Here is an 18139-nt window from a genome sequence, read left to right on the forward strand (position 1 = left end):
TAGCGCAGCATGAACGAATATCAGACCATCGACAGCGAAACCGAAGTCTATCGCGACGGCACGATCAAGCTCCACGGGCCCGACGGGTTCGAAGGCATGCGCAAGGCTGGGCGGCTGGCCGCGGAAATCCTCGACGCCATGCCCGAGCTGGTGAAGCCCGGCGTCACCACGGCGAGTATCGACGATGCGGTGCGCGGGATGATGCTGGATGCGGGTGCGGTGCCCGCGACTCTCGGCTATCGCGGTTATACGCACAGCTGCTGCATCTCGATCAACCACGTGATCTGCCACGGCATCCCGAGCGAGAAGACGCTGAAGGATGGCGACATCGTCAACATCGATGTCACCCCGCTGCTCGACGGCTGGCATGGCGATACCAGCCGCATGTACTTCGCGGGCGACCCGCCGCTCAAAGCGAAGAAGCTGGTCGAGGCGACGCACGAAGCGCTGATGCTGGGGATCGAGGCCGCATCGCAGCCGGGCGCACGGCTGGGCGATATCGGCGCCGCGATCGAAGCGCATGCGAAGCAGCACCGCTACGGCGTGGTCCGCGAATTCTGCGGACACGGGGTGGGGCGCCTGTTCCACGACGCGCCCGAAGTGGTCCACGCGGCGCAGGCGGGCACTGGCCCTCTGCTGAAGCCCGGCATGTTCTTCACCATCGAACCGATGCTCAACGCGGGCAAACCCTGGGCGAAGGTGCTCGGCGACGGCTGGACCGCAGTGAGCCGCGACAAGTCGCTCTCCGCGCAGTTCGAACACTCGCTCGCCATTACAGAGGATGGGGTGGAGATCTTCACCCTCAGCCCGACGGGGCGCGACAAGCCGCCGTATTCCTAATCCCGCGCCGCCCTGATCGCGGCCGCAGCGGCGAAAGGCGCGATGGCGCATAGCACGAGGCTGAACGCGCCGGCGAACAGCGCGCCGGAGATGTCGTCGCGCGCGAGGTGACCCGCACCGAAGATGACCAGCGGCACCGCTATGGGTGCCAGCAATAGTCCCGCCAGTGCGGTTCCTCCGCGCAAGCTCGCGAGCAGTGCCGAGGTAATCAGGCCGATCGCGGCGAGGCCCGGCGTGCCGGCGAGAAGGCTCGCGAGTAGCCGCCAGAACGTCTGTCCATTCAGCGAGAGCAGCGCGGCGGCGGGGAGGGTGGCGATAAGGATCAGTGGGCCGAAGCTGAGCCAGTGCGCAACCAGCCGCGCAGTCATCGCAATCTCTTCGCTGATCCCGCGCAAGGCCAGTTGATCGAACACGCCAGCTTCCCGGTCGGAGGCCACCAGCCGGTCGAGCGGGAGGATGCTGGCGAGCAGTGCCGCGACCCACAAAACCCCGCCGCCGGTGCGTGCGAGCAGGCTCGGCTCCGGCCCGACCGCGAAGGGGTATAGAACCGCGACCAGCAGGAAAAATATCAACGGCAGAAAGGCCGAACCTCGCGCGCCGCCGGGCAATAGGATCGCAAGATCGCGCCTGAGGAGGATCGCGAAGGTTTTCATCAGGCGTACTCCGCCAGATCGAGCACCCGCGCGGGCAGATCGACCGGCTGGTGCGACACGAAAGCGCACAGGCCGCCTGCCTTGCAATGTTCGGAAACCAGATCGGCAAGCAGGTCTTGCGATGCGGTGTCCAGCCCTGCGAACGCCTCGTCCAGCAGCCAGATCGGGCGAGGGCGGAGCAGCAGCCGCGCGATCACGCCGCGCTGTTTCTGGCCGGTCGACAGGTAGCCCACCGGAATATCGGTCAGGGTGTCGATCCCGAGCCGCCGCATCGGCTCGGAGATATCGACGCCGCCATCGAGCCGCGCCCAGAAGCGCAGCGCATCCCCAAGCTTGCGATCGGGGTCGAGCGCGTGCCTGCCGTCGATCATTCCAACCTCGTCGCTCCGCTCGATAGTGCCCGCGAAGGGCCGCGCCAGCCCGGCGAGAATGCGCATAAGGCTGGTCTTGCCCACGCCGTTCGGACCACGCACGTGGAGCATGTCTCCGGGCCCGAGATCGAGGTCGAGTTGGCGGAACAGCAGCCGGTCGCCCTTGCGGCAGGCGAGGTCCGTGGCGGAAAGGCGGGCTTGCATGGGGCAGCGGGTTAGGCGAGAGCCCGGCGAACGGCAATATCACCCGAACTGGAGAGATGTGCGATGGCGGTCGAAAAACTGAGCGATAGCGAACGCAAGAACTGGCTCGCCGCGCTCGATGGCTGGGCGATGGCGAGCGACCGCGATGCGATAGAGCGAACTTTCAAATTCGCCGATTTCAGCGAGGCGTGGGGCTTCATGAACCGGGTCGCCCTGCTGGCAGAGACGCACGACCACCATCCCGAATGGTCGAACGTGTACAACACAGTAGAGATCGCCCTGACCACGCACGATGCCGACGGCCTGTCGATGCGCGACGTGGAAATGGCCAAGGCGATCAACGCGCTTTAATTTACACCAAGGGCCGCGCGTTTACGCGCTTCCTTGCGCATTTTGCCGGGCATCCAGCGCGATGCGAAGGCAACGCGCTTGGCCGTCTTGCCCACGGTCGTGTGCAGCTTGTCGCCATGCACCGCCTGCCATGCGGCTTCGCCCACCTCGCTTACCGGCGTGATTTCCAGCCCGGCAGCCATGACCTGTTCCTTGATCGAGGCATTGCTGCGGTCGTTGGGATTGTGCTGGATCAGCGGGGTGTCGATGAAGCTGGGCATGATCGATCGCACATTGATCCCGTATTGGGCCCACTCGGCGTCGAGGCTTTCGGTCAGCGCGCGCACGCCGAACTTGGTCGCGGAATAGACGCTCGCGCCCGAGGTGCCGTAAATCCCGGCGGCGCTGGCGGTGTTGAGCAGGCACGAGCCCGGCGCGGTCTTCTGCAAGTGTGGCAGCGCAGCCTGCGCGCCGAACAGCACGCCTTTCAGGTTGATGTCGAGGCAGCGTTCGATTTCGGCGACGCTGTTCTGGTCGATCGTGCCGCCCAGCGGAATGCCCGCATTATTGGCGACCACATCGATCCGCCCGCCCGCTGCGGTGGAGAAGGCGTTGAGCGCTTCGTCCCACGCATCGCGGTCGCGCACGTCGAACTGGTGGCCGAAACTGAAGCCGAGGCCGACAAGGTGCTGGGTTTCGATCATTCCCTTTTCGTCGATATCGCCGATGCCGACGAACCAGCCGCCTTTCGCGAAACGCTCTGCAATCGCGCGGCCGATCCCGGACCCGCCGCCGGTGATGAAGATCGCCTTTTTCATATGTCAGGTCTCGTCCCAAAAAGAAGCCGCACCTGCGTAATGCGGGCGCGGCTCCGTGTCACCTGTCAGGGCGATGGTTCAGTCGATCGCCTGGGAAAGCCCTTCGACGAAGTCCGCGCCCTCGACGATTTCGGCCGTCGAGGCTTGCAGAGTGTCCTCGATCGGTTCGGCCCGTCCGCCAAGGCAGGTGGCGAGAAAGTTCTCGGTCACTGCGTTGAAGGCGATGTTGTTTTCGGGTCGCGCGAAGCCGTGACCCTCGTCGGGGAACAGCACGTAGGTGACCGGGATGTTCTTGGCCTTCATCGCCTCGACGATCTGGTCGCTTTCCGCCTGGTTGACGCGCGGATCGTTGGCGCCCTGGCCGATCAGCAGCGGGCGGATGATCTCGTCAGCCTTGTACAGTGGCGAAGCGTCGATCAGCAGCTGCTTGCCTTCGGGCGTGTTGGGGTTGCCCATCCGCTCGTGGAACTGCGCGACCACCGGGGCCCAGTAGGGCGGAATGGTGGAGAGCAGCGTTTCGAGGTTCGACGGGCCGACGATGTCGACTCCGCAGGCGAAGGTATCGGGCGTGTAGGTCAGGCCCACCAGCGTGGCGTAGCCGCCGTAGGACCCGCCCATGATCGCCACCTTGTCAGGAATGGCGATGCCTTTGTCGATCGCCCACTTGGTCGCATCGATCAGGTCGTCGTGCATGGTCTTGGACCACTGCAGGTTGGACGCGTTGATGAAGTCTTTCCCGAACCCGGTCGACCCGCGATAATTGACGCTCATCACCGCATAGCCGCGATTGGCGAGCCACTGGTGGTAGCCGTTGAAGCCATACCCGTCGCGCGCCCACGGGCCGCCGTGGACCAGCAGCACCATCGGCACCGGCTTGTCGGGATAGCCGTCGCCATTGCTGTCGCTGCCCGGCGGCAGGGTGAGGTAGCTTGGCAGGGTGAGCCCGTCGCGGCTCTTCAGTTCCAGCGTATGCATCGGCTGGAGCGGCGCGCCCTCCAGCTCGGGGCGGGTGACGTACAGCTCGGTCAGCGTATTCGCTTCGCGATCGTACAGGAAGCTCTTGGCCGGGCCGACCACTGGATCGTTGCCGACGATCCACTTGGTGTCGTCCTCGGTCCGCGATCCGATCCCGAATTCGCCGGTAAGGTTCGCTTTCAGGAAATCGAGCGAAGCCTTCACTTCGGGGTCGAGCGCGACCCATTCGTTCTTCAGGTAATAGACCGAATAGGCCTCGACTTCGCCGGTTTCCTGGTCACGGATCGAACCGCCGATATCGGCCTTGTCGTTCTCCGCGATCACACGCGTTTCGCCGGTTTCGACGTCCATCGCGGTCAGCGCGGCGGTGTTGCGGCCGCGGCTGTCGAGCCAGTAGAGCGTCTTGCCGTCGGTGGTGAAGCCCGCCGGATTGGTGGTCAGTGAATCTTCTAGGCCGGTGCTGCCGAAAGGATCTTCCTCGACTTCGTTGTCGACCACCTTGAAGAAATCCATCCCGCCTTCGGCATTGGGCCGCAGCGCCAGCCGCACGTCGAGATTGTCGTCCGCGACGAACCCGGCATAGCTGTTATTCTCGATCAGCTCGGTCAGCTCGCCGGTGTTGAGGTCGAGCATGTAGACATCGTGATACTGCGGATTGCGGTTGTTGAGGCCGATCAGGATCTTGTCCTTGATCCGGTCTGATCCGCCGACGACCATGACGCGGGTGTTCTCGAAATCGGTCAGCGTGGTTTCCACCCCGGTTTCGACATTGATGCCGTAGAGCAGGAAATTCTCGTCCCCGCCCTTGTCCTGAATATAGAGCAGGCTCTGGCTGTCGGGCGCCCAGAAATACTGGCGGATCGGGCGCTCGGTCGCCTTGGTCATCACCTTGGCATTGTCGAGGTCGTCCGCCGGGGCCAGCCACACGTTGAGCACGCCGTTCGACGGCGCGAGCCAGCTGATCCACTTGCCGTCGGGGCTGATCTGCCCGCCAGCGCGCGTCGGATTGCCGAACAGCGCATCGCGCGGGATCAGGGGAGCGTTTTCGGCAGTGGTGGTCGCGGTCATGCTGTCATCCGTGGAAGCAAAGGAAGGCACGGCGGCTAGCGTGAGCGCGGCAGCAGCGCAACCGATGGCAAGGGCGAACTTGTGGCGATGGAACATGAAACCTCTCCCGATAAGTGAACGACTCCGTTAGTAAATTAAACTTGTCACCGAGTAAAGGGACGTGGACATTATATACTTCACGAAGCAGAACAGAGATGGAACAACCTGATTCGCGTGACAGGCCGGTGCAGATTGAGATTACGCCTCAGATGGGCGAGGCTCTTGCGCGCTCTCTTGCTCGTGGAATAGTCGATGTGCATGACTCTCCACTCGCGGTAGATGAACTAGGGTTGAGGATTCTGGAAGAGGCGGCCCCTCTGCTCGGAATGTCTGTATATCGAAAGACAGCATTTCCAAGCCGATGCAGCAAACGCCAACTTCCAGGGTCACAAGCTTGATGTCTCCTAACGGGCAATCGCTTTGGACATCTACGAATAGTTCGTCTGAGGCGAATGCTTCGGCTTTTTTCAACTTGGCTCGTTTATCGATCCGTTTCGGCGTGGTGCCGTCAAAGTGCCAAGCATCGTGAACAATGCGGTTCCGCTGGGGAGCAACGGCGTCGATCTTGTTTAGCAGCGCCGTCGCGGCTTTTACCCAATTTCCGTCGAATCGTGTCGTCGGGAGCAGAAGGCGTAGAAGCTTGATTCTGGACGCGACCGGCTCAATTTGTGTACCAATGCACCGGGCTTGCTGAGTGGTTATGTCGAGGGTGTCGGCGATGGCATCATCTAGAGAATGATCCAGAAGTGCCCACGAGGCGCACAGCTTCCCGATTTCCAGCCAGTGCGCCTTACGATCTTCAAGAAAGCGTAGTTCCTTTTCCATGACAGACACCGATCAAAACAAAGAGGACGAGGTGCTGAAGCGTATGCTCAACACCCCTCATAAGAAGCACGAGCCTACCACCGATCTAGGGAAGGCTAAGCGGAAAGGGCGTGAGGACCGGGATGCGAGAGATTAAGCTTACCATCATAATGTGGGTTGCTCGTCTCCTGCGAGTCCCGGTCCAAGTGCATCAATCCTACTTTTGAAGTAGTCCATTTACCTTTGCGCGCAGGGTTGCCGGAGATTTGATAACCCCCCGCGAAACTGCGAATCCAGTATCGATGTTTACGACAACCACGGTGTCATAGGCGGCGGTAAACTTTGACTGGAAATATAGGCGGTCGCAAAGCTGTTCAGTCGTTTCCGCCGAGGTTGTCAGCGCAAACGAAGTGGTTTCTTCCCATACACCGGTTTTGCGTACCTGCTCCATGAATGATGAGTAGCGTTCGCCGTAGGTCGAGCCTGCTCGTTCAGCATAATCGATACGGAAGGTGATAGCGTATTTTGCCATTGGTTAGTCCCTTGGTTGTGCTGTCAGGGATTGACCAACGGGGCCGAAAGCGGCACACCGAAGATGCATATTGAGGTCGCTCCCATACAGCGATTTCTAGGCGGATCGGGTCCCCACGACTCGATCCGCCCCAAGCTTACGGAACATGTTGGGAACGCGTAAGCCTCCGGCCCAATGGAGTCGGGGAAAAGCTGTTAGCTGTCCGTCCAGCGCTTCGGCTTGGTCCCGATCACGCGCGGCAAGTCCAACGGCGGACTAAGCGGCGACTGCGTCAGTCCGCCGATAGGTGAGGCGCTTACCGGCGATGCCCTTGAGGGCAATGTCGGTACGCTCAACGTCGTTCACGCCGCAAGCGGTGCGGTTGGTGTAGCGGAAATCGAACTCGGCAACGTAGCGGTTCAAGTGCTGCTGACCGCAGTGCTGATAGACACCGCGCATGCCGCGCTTGAAGATACCGAAGAAGCCTTCGACGGTGTTCGTGGTCACATCGCCGCGCACGTACTCGCCACGCATGTGGTTGACGCTCTCGTGCTTGGCAAACTGCTTGCCGGGGCCTTTGTAGGAGTGCGCTTCGTCCGTGATGAGGCGGGTTGCGCGATCTACGCGGGTGTAGAGCAGGCGGGAGACGTTCTCGGCGTTGAAGGTCTCGGTAAAGACAATGCTGGTGGAGCGGCCCGTCACACGGTCCACAAGCGAAACGATACGGTTCATGTGGCGCATGGGCATACGCGACTGCGGCTTGGTCTTGTCGCGGCCAAAATAGGTCTCGTCCACTTCGACGGTGCCACCGGGGCCGCCCATGGGGCCATCATCGGTAGGCTTCATGGCTTCGCGGATACGATGGGCCATGAACCACGCAGTTTTGTAGGTAACGCCAAGCATGCGGTGCAGTTGGTGGGCGCTGATGCCCTTCTTGCTGGCACACATAAGGTGCGTGGCGAGCAGCCACTTGTTCAAAGGAACCTTGGAGCGTTCAAAGACGGTGCCCACTGTGACGGTGAACTGCTTACGGCAGTCATTGCATTGGACGAGACCGGGGCGGTGCTTACCGTCTTCGAGCCGGGTCGCGTTCTTGCTCTTGCAGTGCGGGCAAACGGGACCGTTGGGCCAATGGATGGCTTCAAGGTGTTCGCGCGCTGCTTCGACGTTCTGAAAGCGGGGCTCAAAGAGATTTGCGTCTGTCATGCAGAAATCCTAGCAATCGGGCCTGCTTTGTCAAGTATATAATGTCCAGGGACGTTGACTAGCGTGTTGAACGATAGCCGATCACAGCGCCGGGTTGTTGTAGCAGTGCCAGGTGAAAATTGCGGTCGCACCGCGGTGGGGGCGCCAGGGTTCGGCGAGGGCGCGGGTGGCCTTTTCGTCGGGGCGTTCTTCCATCCCGAGGATTTTGCCGATGCCGGCCATCACCGCGAGGTCGCCGGCGGGCCAGATGTCGGGGCGGCCTTCGGCGAACAGCAGGTAGATCTCGGCGGACCAGCGGCCGATGCCCTTGATCCGGGTGAGTTGCGCGATGGCCTCCTCGTCATCCTCAGGCAGGTTTTCCAGGTCCAGCTCGCCCGCGCTCACCAGTTCGCATAGCGAGCGGGCATAGCCCTGCTTCTGGCGGGAGAGGCCGCAGGCGCGCAGAGTATCGAAATCGCGTTCGAGCAGGCAGGTGGGGCTGAAATCCTCGCCTAGTTCGCCTTCCAGCTTGTTCCAGACGCTGGCGGCGGCGGCAACGCTGACCTGCTGGCCGACGATGGTGCGCAGCAATGTCTTATATCCGGTAGGGCGGATGCGCGGCTCGGGGTAGCCTGCGATGTCGAGGGCGCGGGCAATGCCCGGCTCCTGCGCGGCGACCGCGTCCAGTCCCTGCTTTATCTGTTCTGCGCTCAATCCCATCGCCGCACCCTCTCTTGCCCACCGTCTCTTGCATTGCCGAAACGCACCTTTTAGCAGCCCCGTCAACGGCGGGGCGTGGCGCACGATCCCCCGCGGATGGAAAAGGACATTCAATGCCCAAGCTTACCGTGGTCGACCGCAGCGGAACCGAACGCATGATCGAGGTCGGCGATGGCCTGACCGTGATGGAGGCGATCCGCGACAACGGCTTCGACGAATTGCTGGCGCTGTGCGGCGGCTGTTGCTCGTGCGCGACCTGCCACGTGCATGTCGACCCGGCTTTCGCCGACAAGCTGCCCGCGCTGAGCGAGGATGAGGACGACCTGCTTGAAAGCAGCGACCACCGCAACGAAACTTCGCGCCTTTCGTGCCAGATCGAGTTCACTTCCGATCTCGACGGGCTGAAGGTGCAGATCGCGCCCGAAGACTGATCCGCAAGGGCAGCTTGCCTGCGCGATAGTTTATCGCGGTTGCTGCGCGTGGCGGGGAGGGTCTAAGCCACTCCCATGGCTTCTCCTGCACCGCTTCCACGTACGCTCGATCTCATTGGCAACACCCCTCTCGTCCGGCTCTCCGGGCCGAGTGAGGAGGCGGGGTGCGACATCTATGGCAAGTGCGAATTCACCAATCCCGGCGGATCGGTGAAGGATCGCGCGGCGCTGTGGATCATCCGCGATGCCGAAGCGAAGGGTCTGCTGAAGCCGGGCGGTACCGTGGTCGAAGGAACGGCGGGCAATACCGGGATCGGGATCGCGCTGGTCGCCAACGCACTCGGCTACAAGACCGTCATCGTCATGCCCGACAACCAGTCGCGCGAGAAGATGGACACGCTGCGTGCCTTGGGTGCGGAGCTGGTGACCGTGCCCCCGACCAAGTTCGCCAATCCCTGCCACTTCGTCCACACCTCGCGCCGCCTGGCCGAAGAGACCGAAGGCGCGATCTGGGCCAACCAGTTCGACAACACCGCCAACCGCAAGGCGCATATCGAAAGCACTGCGCCCGAACTGTGGGAGCAGCTCGAAGGTCGGATCGACGGCTTCACCTGCGCGGCGGGTACGGGCGGCACGATCGCCGGGGTGGGCCTGGGCCTAAAGGCATTCGACGAGAAAATCCGCATCGCGCTGACGGACCCGCATGGTGCAGCGCTTTATAATTACTACGCGCATGGCGAGCTGGAGTCCGAAGGGTCCTCGGTCGCGGAAGGTATCGGGCAGGGGCGGATCACCGCCAACCTCGAAGGCTCGCCGATCGACACGCAGTTCCGCATCTCTGACGAAGAAGGCCTGCACTGGGTCGCGCGGCTCTTGCAGGAGGAGGGGCTGTGCCTGGGCCTGTCGTCGGGCATCAATGTCGCGGGTGCCGTCGCGCTGGGCAAACAGCTCGTGGCCGATGGGCGTGAAGACGCGCGTGTGGCGACTATCCTGTGCGACACCGGCTTTCGCTACCTCTCGACCATTTACGACGCGGCGTGGTTGCGGGCGAAGGGCCTGCCGGTGTTCGAGTGGCTGACAGATTGACGACCACGATCCACGCCTTACCCTTATGCGCATGCCCCTGATCCCCCATACCGACCGAACGGAGACGGATTCGCGCAACCGGGCGTTGAGCGCGGAGGTGACACAGCGCCTGCGTACCGGAATAGGCGGCATTCTGGTGGTGGTGATTGCGGTGGGGATCGCGAACGTCATTTTCACGCGCGCGCTGCAGAACGAGGAAACGACCGTGCCCCAGGCGGCGGCGACCATCGAGCCGAGCGCGACGCCTACCACCAGCGATCCGCTCAGCGACGCTGGCGTCGTCCCCGACCTTCCCGCGCAGGCGGACGAAGAGCCAGTCCCCGAAGGTCCCGTGCTTCCCGAAAAGGGCGAGGGTGCCCCCGTTGAATAAGGCGCTGCTCGCCGCCGGGCTCGGCGGGCTGCTGGCAATCGGGGCGACAGGCTTCGTGATGTCGGGCGAGGGTGCTTCGTCGGCGGGTGCGCAGATCGCTTCCGATCGACCGACCGGCGAGCGCTTCGGCCTGTCATCGTCCCTGCCGATCTATCGTGCGCCGCAGGCCAGCGTTGCGGACGCATTGGCGCAGGGCGAGACGAAGCCACACTGGCTGCGTGCCGCGGTGGAAGCGCGCAACAGCCTTGTACCTATCGATGTGATCGATGCGAACAGCCTTTCGCAGATCGATACGCTGCTGCTGATCCAGCCGCGTGCACTGACTCCGGCCGAATTCGTCGCGCTCGACACTTGGGTGCGCGAGGGTGGGCGGGTCCTGCTGATCGCAGACCCCATGCTGGTCGGTGAGCCACCCTTCGCTATGGGCGACCCGCGCAATCCCCAGGCCATCTCGGTGACGGGACCGATAGAGGCACGCTGGGGGCTCGAACTCCAATCGGGAAAATTTGGGGACGGCGCGGAACGCTCTGTCAGCCTTGGCGGGCACGACATGCCCGTATCACTGGGCGGGACCTTCGCGAAGCGGCCGCCGGCGGGCGAAAATCCTGACAATTCTGCGGACTGCGAGCTTCGGAGTGGGGGCCTGATGGCCGTGTGTGCGATTGGGGAGGGGCATGCCGTGCTCGTTGCCGATGCGACGGTCTTTGAAGACCCTGTGGGCTCGGACCAGGCTGCGGACATTTTCTGGTCGCTGATAGGAATCCTTGGGGACGAGTCTCCGCGCTAGGATTTCCTCCTATAAAAATCAGATACTTATTGGCACGCGGCTGGTCGGGCTGTGCGTCCTTTGCCGTCCGTTAACCAGTTAATTTAAGCTTGTCAGGCACGTAAAACTGCCGCAAATCGACAATTCAGCGACGATCTCCACAGAGATTCCTAACTTTCCCCTTTAATCCCCAATCGTCCCGAGATAAGACAAGTCTCGTAACGGACAGGAATCGACTCGCGCGTGGGATGCCATGCGAACCGGGGCGCATGCGCGCCTCGGCACGAGAGAGCTCTGTCCATGGGGTGAAGCGCTCACAGGGGAAGAGCGGCGCGTGTCGGAAGTGTTTCAGGGATTTAGCGGGCAGGCCTTTTCGCTTCGCAGCGAAAAGGGTCGGTTCACGCTGCCTCCCGCATTCCGCAACGCGGTGAAGCTCTCCACCGTCGATCGCAAGCTGTGCCTGACCAAGCATGACAAGTGGGATTGCCTTGTCGGCTTCGGCATGAACCGGGTCGAGGATTTCGAGACCATCCTCGATCGCGAAGAGGAGGCGGCCTACAAGTTCGGGCGCGATTTCGACCGCGATACCCGCGCGATGCAGCTCCACAGCTTCGAAACCATGCCTTTCGACGATAGCGGCCGCTTCATCATGCCCGATTTCGTGAAGGATCTGGGCAAGATCGAAGATGCGTTGTTCTTCCAGGGTGCAGGCAAGTTCTTCACCGTCTGGAACCCCGCGAAGCTTTACGAAATGGGCCCCGAGATGGCGATGCCCAAGGCAGCCTGTCGCGCCCTGGAGAAAGAGGCGCTGGCCAAGGGGAAGAAGAAGTGACCGCTTCCGACCAAGCCCCACACGTCCCCGTCCTGCTCGAAGAAGTGATCGCGGCGCTCAATCCTGCGCCCGGCGAACTGATCGTCGACGGCACCTTCGGCGCTGGTGGCTACACCCGCGCGCTGCTGAGTGCGGGCGCGACCGTGCACGCATTCGATCGCGATCCGACCGCGATCGAGGCCGCGCAGGGCTGGTCCGAACTGGCCGAAAGCCCGCCGCGCCTGATCTTCCACCGCCGCCCGTTTGCCGAAATGGCGGACGCGCTGGGAGAGCAGGGCGTCGCGCAGGTGCAAGGCGTAGTGCTCGACATCGGGGTGTCCTCGATGCAGCTCGACCAGGCGGAGCGGGGGTTTTCCTTCGCGGCTGACGGACCGCTCGACATGCGGATGGATCCCGACCTGCCGAGCGCGGCGGATTTCCTCAACAGCGCCGACGAAGGCGAAATCGCCGATGTGATCTACCAGTATGGCGAGGAAAGGCAGTCACGCCGCATCGCGCGTGCGATCGTCGCTGCGCGTCCGCTCGAAACCACAGGCCAGCTTGCCCGGCTCGTTCGCAAGGCGACTGGGCACAAGCCGCACGACAAGAAAGACCCTGCGACGCGCACCTTCCAGGCGATCCGCATCCACGTGAATGGAGAACTGGATCAGCTGCGCCGCGCGCTCGTCGCCGCCGAGCAGCTGCTCGCGCCCGGCGGGCGGCTGGTCGTCGTGTCGTTCCATTCTCTTGAAGATCGTATCGTGAAGCGCTTCCTCCGGAGCGCTTCCGGTCAGGTCGGCGGCGGCTCCCGCCATCTTCCCCTTAAGGAGGTGCCGCCGACCACGTTCGACAAACCGTCCCGCGCCGTGCGCGCGGGCGAGGCGGAGCTGCTGCGCAACCCCCGCGCGCGCTCCGCAATCCTGCGCGCAGCCACCCGGACGCAACAGCCGGCAAGAGAGGAATGGATCGATGGTTAGGGGCAGTCGCCTAAGGCAGATCGGCTGGGCCATCTGCATCGGTGTCGTGTTCGCCGGTTTCATGCTGCTGACCTTCCGGGTCAACGCGGTGAAGAGCGAGGTCGTCCGCGCCGAGCGCGAGATCGTCGTTCTCGAACGCGAGAAGCTGGCGATGGAAACCGAATTCGAAACGCGCGCCAACCAGCAGCAGCTGGCCGACTGGAACGCGATCGAGTTCGGCTACGCCTCGCCGCGTGCGGACCAGTTCCTCGAAACCGAACGTCAGCTGGCAAGCTTCAGCGCTCCCCGCGCGGCGGATTCGCCTCCGCCGATCCGCTTCGCGCGCGAAATGGAAGCGAGCGATTATCCGGCGCTCGTTTCGCCGCTGGCAGAGCATGACAAGGCCGGCGATGGTGAGCCCGATAAGGTCGCGGCACCGGCTCAGGGAGAGGCGCGGATCGCGCTGGCGAGCTTCGACTAATGGCGAGCATTCCGATCGACAGCATGGTTGCGGCGGGCCCCCTGCGGGTCGCCAACAAGCGACTGGAATCGCTGTTGGTCGCGCGGATGCGTGCACTGCTGCTGATGCCTGCGTTCGGATTGATCGCAGTGGTCGCGCTGCTGCGGATCGCCTCTTTCGGGGTGCTCGGCGCGCCCGATACGCCGATGTCGATGGAGCAGCGCCTGCTGCCGCCGCGTGGCGAGATCACCGATCGCAACGGCCTTCCGCTTGCGCGCAACTACGATGCCTTCGCGCTCTGGTTTAATCCAGCGGCGATGAAGGACGGCGGCAGCCCGCTGGTCCACACCCCCGCTGAAGTGGCGGCCAAGCTTGCCGCGATTTTCCCCGAACTCGACCGCGCGGATGTCGCCGAGCGTCTCGCCAGCGGGAAAGCGCAATACCTGCGCCGTCGCCTGCTGCCCGAAGAAGCCAACCAGGTGTTCGAAATCGGCGAGCCTGCGCTCGAACTGCCTGCGGAGAAGGAACGCTTCTATCCGCAAGGGTCGATGGCGGCGCACGTGCTTGGCTACGTCAAGGACGGCAAGGGCTATCTCGGAATGGAAGCGGTCCTCGACGACCGGCTGACAGATGAGCGCCTGCGCGGCCAGCCGAGCGCCATTTCGCTCGACCTTCGCGTGCAGGGCGCGCTCGAGGATGAGCTGCGCAAGGGCATGCTGTCGGTCAACGCGCGCGGCGCGGCGGGCGTGGTGCTGGATGTCGATACCGGCGAAGTGGTTGCGCTTGCTTCGCTTCCCGCATTCGATCCCAACGATGTCAAACCGACCGACCTGATCGGTACCAAGGAGCAGCGACGCCTCAAGCAGCCGTCCAATTCGTTCAACAGCGTGACCTACCAGGTGTACGAGCTTGGCTCGACCTTCAAGCCGATCACGATCGCATCCGCTATCGACGCAGGCGTCGTTCGCGACCTTGGCGTGCGCTACGATGCAAAGCCGGTGAAAGTTGCCGGGCGCACGCTTGCGGACAGCCATAGCCTCGGAGACACGCTCAACGTGCCCGAAGCGCTGATTCATTCCTCCAATACCGTGACTGCGCGCGTTGCCGACAAGCTCGGTGGAGACAAGCTGCGCGACACGATGCGCTCGCTCGGCCTGGACGAGCGTCCCTATATCGAGCTGCCCGCGCGCGGACAGCCGCTGTGGCCGGGTGAGCACTGGTCGCGCATCACCACCATGACGGTCAGCTACGGGCACGGCATCGCGGTCACTCCGCTGCACCTTGCCTCGGCCTATGCGGCCCTGGTCAATGGCGGCATCTGGCGGCCCGCAACCCTCCTCAAGGTCGAGCCCGGCACGGAAGTGAAGGGGCGGCGGGTCTTCAAGGAAGATACCAGCGCGCGGATGCGCCAGCTGCTGCGGATGGTCGCGGTCTACGGCACCGGGCGGAGCGCCGATGCACCCGGCTACCGCGTAGGTGGCAAGACCGGTTCGGCGGAAAAACCCTCGGCCCATGGCTATCGCAAGAAGAGCCTCGTCTCGACCTTTGCCGCGGCCTTTCCGATGGACGATCCGCGCTACGTCGTCATCGCGATGCTCGATGAGCCGCAGGGCACGACCGCCAGCTCCTACCAGCGGACAGCCGCCTGGAATGCCGCACCGATCGTGGGCAAGCTGATCCCGCGCATCGGGCCGATGCTGGATGTCCGCCCCGATCTGAGCCGCGATGTCGACATCTCGGACCTGCGGCCCCTCATCCGGAGCGATATCGAGTGAAGCTGAATTCTCTTCTCGAAAAGTCGGGCCGTACCGAACGTGGGCCGGACGAGGCCATGGTCACAGGCTTTGCGATCGATCATCGCAAGGTGGCTCCCGGCACGATCTTCGGCGCGTTCGAAGGTACTGTGGTCAATGGTGAGGATTTCATCGACGCTGCCGTGGCTGCGGGCGCAGTGGCGGTTGTGGCGCGGCCCGAGGCCCGGGTGGAAGGCGCGCTGCACATTGCAGACGCGGTTCCCCGCCGCGCCTTTGCGCAGATATCGGCGCGGTACTTCACGCCGGTGCCCGAAACCATCGTCGCGGTGACGGGGACCAACGGGAAGACGTCGACCGCCGAAATGACCCGCCAGTTGTGGCGGATGCTGGGCGAGCGCGCGGCGAGCATCGGCACCCTGGGCGTCACGACGCACGACGAAAGCATTTCGACCGGATTGACGACCCCCGACATCGTCACTTTCCATTCGAACCTTGCGGGGCTCGCGCGCGAAGGCGTGACGCACCTGGCGTTCGAGGCATCGAGCCACGGCCTTAGCCAGTATCGCAACGAAGGCGTGCCCGTGCGCGCAGCAGCCTTCACCAATTTCAGCCGCGATCACCTCGATTATCACGAGACGATGGAGGCCTATTTCGAGGCCAAGATGCGCCTGTTCGACGAAGTGGTCGACGATAATGGCGTGGCGGTGATCTGGGCCGATGGCAGCGAATGGTCCGCCAAGGCACGCCAGCGCGCGCAGAAGCGCGGGCTGGAGGTCTTTACGGTCGGTCCGAAGGGCGAAAACATCACGCTGATCGCTCAGGAGCCGACCCAGCTTGGCCAGGGCCTCGAGATTGCCCGCAACGGAGAGCGGCGGACGATCCGCCTGCCGTTGATCGGTGCCTACCAGGCGGCCAACGCATTGACCGCTGCGGGGCTCGCACTGGCGACCGGTGCCGACGAGAGCCGGCTATGGGACGCGGTTGGACGGTTGCAGCCGGTGCGCGGACGCCTCGAACGCGCGGTTATCACGCAGAGCGGCGCGCCGGTCTATGTCGATTACGCACACACGCCCGACGCGCTCGAAGCGGCAATGGCCGCGCTGCGACCGCATGTCGATACGAGCAAAGACGGTCGACTGATCGTGGTGTTCGGCGCAGGCGGGGATCGCGACAAGGGCAAGCGTGCCGAGATGGGCAAGGTTGCCAGCGAATGCGCCGATCTGGCGGTCGTCACCGACGATAATCCGCGCGGCGAAGACGCGGCTGAGATCCGCAGCGCCATCCTTTCGGGAATGACCGGCGATGCGCTGGAGATCGGCGACCGGCGGACCGGGATCGCCACCGCGATCGAACAGGCAGGCAGCGGCGATATCGTGCTCGTCGCGGGCAAGGGACACGAACAGGGCCAGATCATCGGCTCGGGAGAGACTATGCGAGTACACCCCTTCGATGACGTGACCGTGGCGCGCGAATGCGCAGCGGCGGAGTCCGCAGCATGAGCGCGGCGGCACTTGCCCATCCGCGCATGCGGGTCTGGCCGGCTTCGCCGCGCGACAGGCTGCAGATCGCGCTGTGGACCGCAGCCGAGATCGCCGAGGCCACCGGCGGTGTCGCCTCGGGTGATTTCCAGTGCTCGGGTGTCGAGATGGACAGCCGCGACGTGCGGGTCGGCGATCTGTTCGTCGCGTTGAAGGGCGAGGCGATGGACGGCCATCGCTTCGTGGACAAGGCGATCGCTGCCGGTGCCGCCGGTGCGCTGGTCGACCGGCCGGTCGACTGGCCGCATGTGCTGGTGGAAGATACAACGGCGGCGCTCCACGCGCTCGCTGCTGCCGCACGCATGCGTTCTCCTGCAAAGCGCATTGCGGTTACGGGGTCGGTCGGCAAGACCGGGGTCAAGGAAGCGATCTTCACCGCGCTGGACCGCTCCAGCCGGGGGCAGGCGCACCGTTCCATCCGCAGCTACAACAATCATGTCGGCGTCCCGCTCAGCCTCGCGCGGATGAATGCTCGTGCGCGCTACGGCGTGTTCGAGATGGGGATGAACCACGCGGGCGAGATCGCTCCGCTGGTGGATCACGTTCGCCCCGATGTCGCGGTCATCACCACCATCGCGCCCGCGCATATCGAGAACCTCGGCAGCATCGAAGCGATTGCGGACGAGAAGGCGCAGATCTTCGGCGGCCTGAGCAAGGGCGGGGCGGCGATCATTCCCGCGGACAGCCCGCAATATGAGCGGCTGCGCGCCCATGCCGAGGCTGCTGGTGCGCAGATTTACTCCTTCGGTCGCTCGAAGGATGCGCGCGTGCGCCTGCTCGATGCGATTCCGGCGGCGAATGGCGGCGCATCGCTGGTCACCGCGCAGATCGACGATACGCGCCTGTGCTACTCGGTCGCCGAACCGGGCGAGCACTGGATCGACAATTCGCTCGCGGTAATGGCGACCGTCTACGCCGTGGGCGGCGATCTGGGCGCTGCCGGAATCGCACTGGGCGAGATGGGCGGCCTCAAGGGGCGCGGTGCACGCCACACGATCACCGCAACGGGTGGGCGTGCGACGCTGATCGACGAAAGCTACAACGCCAACCCTGCGTCCATGCGTGCGACGCTGACCCAGCTTGGCCAGACGCCCGCAAGCCGCCGGATCGCGGTGCTCGGCGCGATGGGCGAGCTGGGCGAATTCAGCCGGCAGTTCCACGAACAGCTTAGCGATCCGATCGAAGACGCGCGGGTCGACTTCGCAGTTCTCGTCGGGGAAGCAATGGAGCCGCTGGTGCGCAAATTGGGGACGGCTCCCGCCAATGCCCTTGGCAATCCGCTGGCCTTCGCCCATTGCGCTGGGCCTGCCGAAGCGATTGCCGCGCTTGAAGAATTCGGTCTCAACGCCGGGGATGCGATCCTTGTTAAAGGATCGAACGCCGTGGGTCTGGGCCGCCTGGTCGATCACTTCGTCAGCCGAGGCTAAGCAAGGGATCGGGGACGGCCGA

General features: G+C 63.7%; 20 protein-coding genes. 12 read left to right on the forward strand and 8 right to left on the reverse strand.

Annotated elements, in window-relative coordinates:
• Positions 1–9 precede the first annotated feature (9 nt).
• A complete protein-coding gene (gene map, locus AAG591_RS01180; protein ID WP_342529071.1) occupies positions 10–840 on the forward strand; it encodes a type I methionyl aminopeptidase in 831 nt (276 codons plus the stop codon).
• Here map and AAG591_RS01185 read toward each other — a convergent pair.
• Both AAG591_RS01185 and ccmA read right to left on the reverse strand, forming a co-directional pair.
• Positions 837–1493, reverse strand: coding sequence for a heme exporter protein CcmB (locus tag AAG591_RS01185; protein ID WP_342529072.1), 657 nt, complete (start codon positions 1491–1493; stop codon positions 837–839). The two genes, map and AAG591_RS01185, sit on opposite strands and share 4 nt — an antisense overlap.
• A complete protein-coding gene (gene ccmA, locus AAG591_RS01190) occupies positions 1493–2068 on the reverse strand; it encodes a heme ABC exporter ATP-binding protein CcmA (RefSeq protein WP_342529073.1) in 576 nt (191 codons plus the stop codon). Before ccmA ends, AAG591_RS01185 begins: the two co-directional genes overlap by 1 nt.
• A 63-nt stretch (positions 2069–2131) precedes the next feature.
• On the opposite strand from ccmA, the gene AAG591_RS01195 reads away from it, so the two are divergent.
• Complete coding sequence (locus tag AAG591_RS01195) at positions 2132–2419, forward strand: 4a-hydroxytetrahydrobiopterin dehydratase (protein ID WP_342529074.1); 288 nt, start codon at positions 2132–2134, stop codon at positions 2417–2419.
• Here AAG591_RS01195 and AAG591_RS01200 read toward each other — a convergent pair.
• The 6 genes from AAG591_RS01200 to AAG591_RS01225 form a co-directional block, all read right to left on the reverse strand.
• On the reverse strand, positions 2416–3216 hold the full coding sequence (locus AAG591_RS01200; protein WP_342529075.1) for an SDR family oxidoreductase: 801 nt from the start codon (positions 3214–3216) through the stop codon (positions 2416–2418). The genes AAG591_RS01195 and AAG591_RS01200 overlap by 4 nt on opposite strands.
• A gap of 78 nt (positions 3217–3294) precedes the next feature.
• On the reverse strand, positions 3295–5355 hold the full coding sequence (locus AAG591_RS01205) for a S9 family peptidase (protein WP_342529076.1): 2061 nt from the start codon (positions 5353–5355) through the stop codon (positions 3295–3297).
• A gap of 141 nt (positions 5356–5496) precedes the next feature.
• The gene (locus tag AAG591_RS01210) at positions 5497–6123 is read right to left on the reverse strand and encodes a hypothetical protein (protein WP_342529077.1); all 627 of its coding nucleotides are present in this window, start codon (positions 6121–6123) and stop codon (positions 5497–5499) included.
• A gap of 196 nt (positions 6124–6319) precedes the next feature.
• Positions 6320–6634, reverse strand: coding sequence for a hypothetical protein (locus AAG591_RS01215; protein ID WP_342529078.1), 315 nt, complete (start codon positions 6632–6634; stop codon positions 6320–6322).
• Positions 6635–6889: 255 nt separating this feature from the next.
• A complete protein-coding gene (locus tag AAG591_RS01220; RefSeq protein WP_342529079.1) occupies positions 6890–7819 on the reverse strand; it encodes an IS1595 family transposase in 930 nt (309 codons plus the stop codon).
• An 81-nt stretch (positions 7820–7900) separates the two neighbouring features.
• Positions 7901–8518, reverse strand: a complete 618-nt coding sequence (locus AAG591_RS01225; RefSeq protein ID WP_342529080.1) for a DNA-3-methyladenine glycosylase family protein — start codon at positions 8516–8518, stop codon at positions 7901–7903.
• A gap of 113 nt (positions 8519–8631) precedes the next feature.
• Between AAG591_RS01225 and AAG591_RS01230 the strand changes: the two genes are divergently transcribed.
• From AAG591_RS01230 to AAG591_RS01275, 10 genes are all read left to right on the forward strand, one after another.
• Positions 8632–8949 (forward strand): 2Fe-2S iron-sulfur cluster-binding protein, encoded by a 318-nt coding sequence (locus AAG591_RS01230; RefSeq protein WP_342529081.1) that lies wholly within the window; start codon positions 8632–8634, stop codon positions 8947–8949.
• A gap of 75 nt (positions 8950–9024) precedes the next feature.
• A complete protein-coding gene (locus AAG591_RS01235; protein ID WP_342529082.1) occupies positions 9025–10035 on the forward strand; it encodes a cysteine synthase A in 1011 nt (336 codons plus the stop codon).
• Between the two features lie 31 nt (positions 10036–10066).
• Positions 10067–10405, forward strand: coding sequence for a hypothetical protein (locus AAG591_RS01240; RefSeq protein WP_342529083.1), 339 nt, complete (start codon positions 10067–10069; stop codon positions 10403–10405).
• Positions 10398–11192, forward strand: coding sequence for a motility-associated ABC transporter substrate-binding family protein (locus AAG591_RS01245; RefSeq protein ID WP_342529084.1), 795 nt, complete (start codon positions 10398–10400; stop codon positions 11190–11192). The genes AAG591_RS01240 and AAG591_RS01245 overlap by 8 nt, the downstream gene beginning before the upstream one ends.
• Before the next feature lie 313 nt (positions 11193–11505).
• The gene (locus AAG591_RS01250) at positions 11506–12003 is read left to right on the forward strand and encodes a division/cell wall cluster transcriptional repressor MraZ (RefSeq protein WP_342529085.1); all 498 of its coding nucleotides are present in this window, start codon (positions 11506–11508) and stop codon (positions 12001–12003) included.
• A complete protein-coding gene (gene rsmH / locus AAG591_RS01255; RefSeq protein ID WP_342529086.1) occupies positions 12000–12959 on the forward strand; it encodes a 16S rRNA (cytosine(1402)-N(4))-methyltransferase RsmH in 960 nt (319 codons plus the stop codon). The genes AAG591_RS01250 and rsmH overlap by 4 nt, the downstream gene beginning before the upstream one ends.
• Positions 12952–13419: a hypothetical protein gene (locus AAG591_RS01260; protein ID WP_342529087.1), complete on the forward strand. Its 468-nt coding sequence runs from the start codon at positions 12952–12954 to the stop codon at positions 13417–13419. Before rsmH ends, AAG591_RS01260 begins: the two co-directional genes overlap by 8 nt.
• Positions 13419–15173, forward strand: coding sequence for a peptidoglycan D,D-transpeptidase FtsI family protein (locus AAG591_RS01265; RefSeq protein WP_342529088.1), 1755 nt, complete (start codon positions 13419–13421; stop codon positions 15171–15173). Before AAG591_RS01260 ends, AAG591_RS01265 begins: the two co-directional genes overlap by 1 nt.
• A complete protein-coding gene (locus AAG591_RS01270; RefSeq protein WP_425341622.1) occupies positions 15170–16651 on the forward strand; it encodes a UDP-N-acetylmuramoyl-L-alanyl-D-glutamate--2,6-diaminopimelate ligase in 1482 nt (493 codons plus the stop codon). The genes AAG591_RS01265 and AAG591_RS01270 overlap by 4 nt, the downstream gene beginning before the upstream one ends.
• The gene (locus tag AAG591_RS01275) at positions 16648–18117 is read left to right on the forward strand and encodes a UDP-N-acetylmuramoyl-tripeptide--D-alanyl-D-alanine ligase (RefSeq protein WP_342529089.1); all 1470 of its coding nucleotides are present in this window, start codon (positions 16648–16650) and stop codon (positions 18115–18117) included. The genes AAG591_RS01270 and AAG591_RS01275 overlap by 4 nt, the downstream gene beginning before the upstream one ends.
• Positions 18118–18139 lie beyond the last annotated feature (22 nt).

Origin of the sequence: Citromicrobium bathyomarinum (assembly GCF_038594485.1) — a bacterium.
GTDB classification, from domain to species: domain Bacteria; phylum Pseudomonadota; class Alphaproteobacteria; order Sphingomonadales; family Sphingomonadaceae; genus Alteriqipengyuania; species Alteriqipengyuania bathyomarina_A.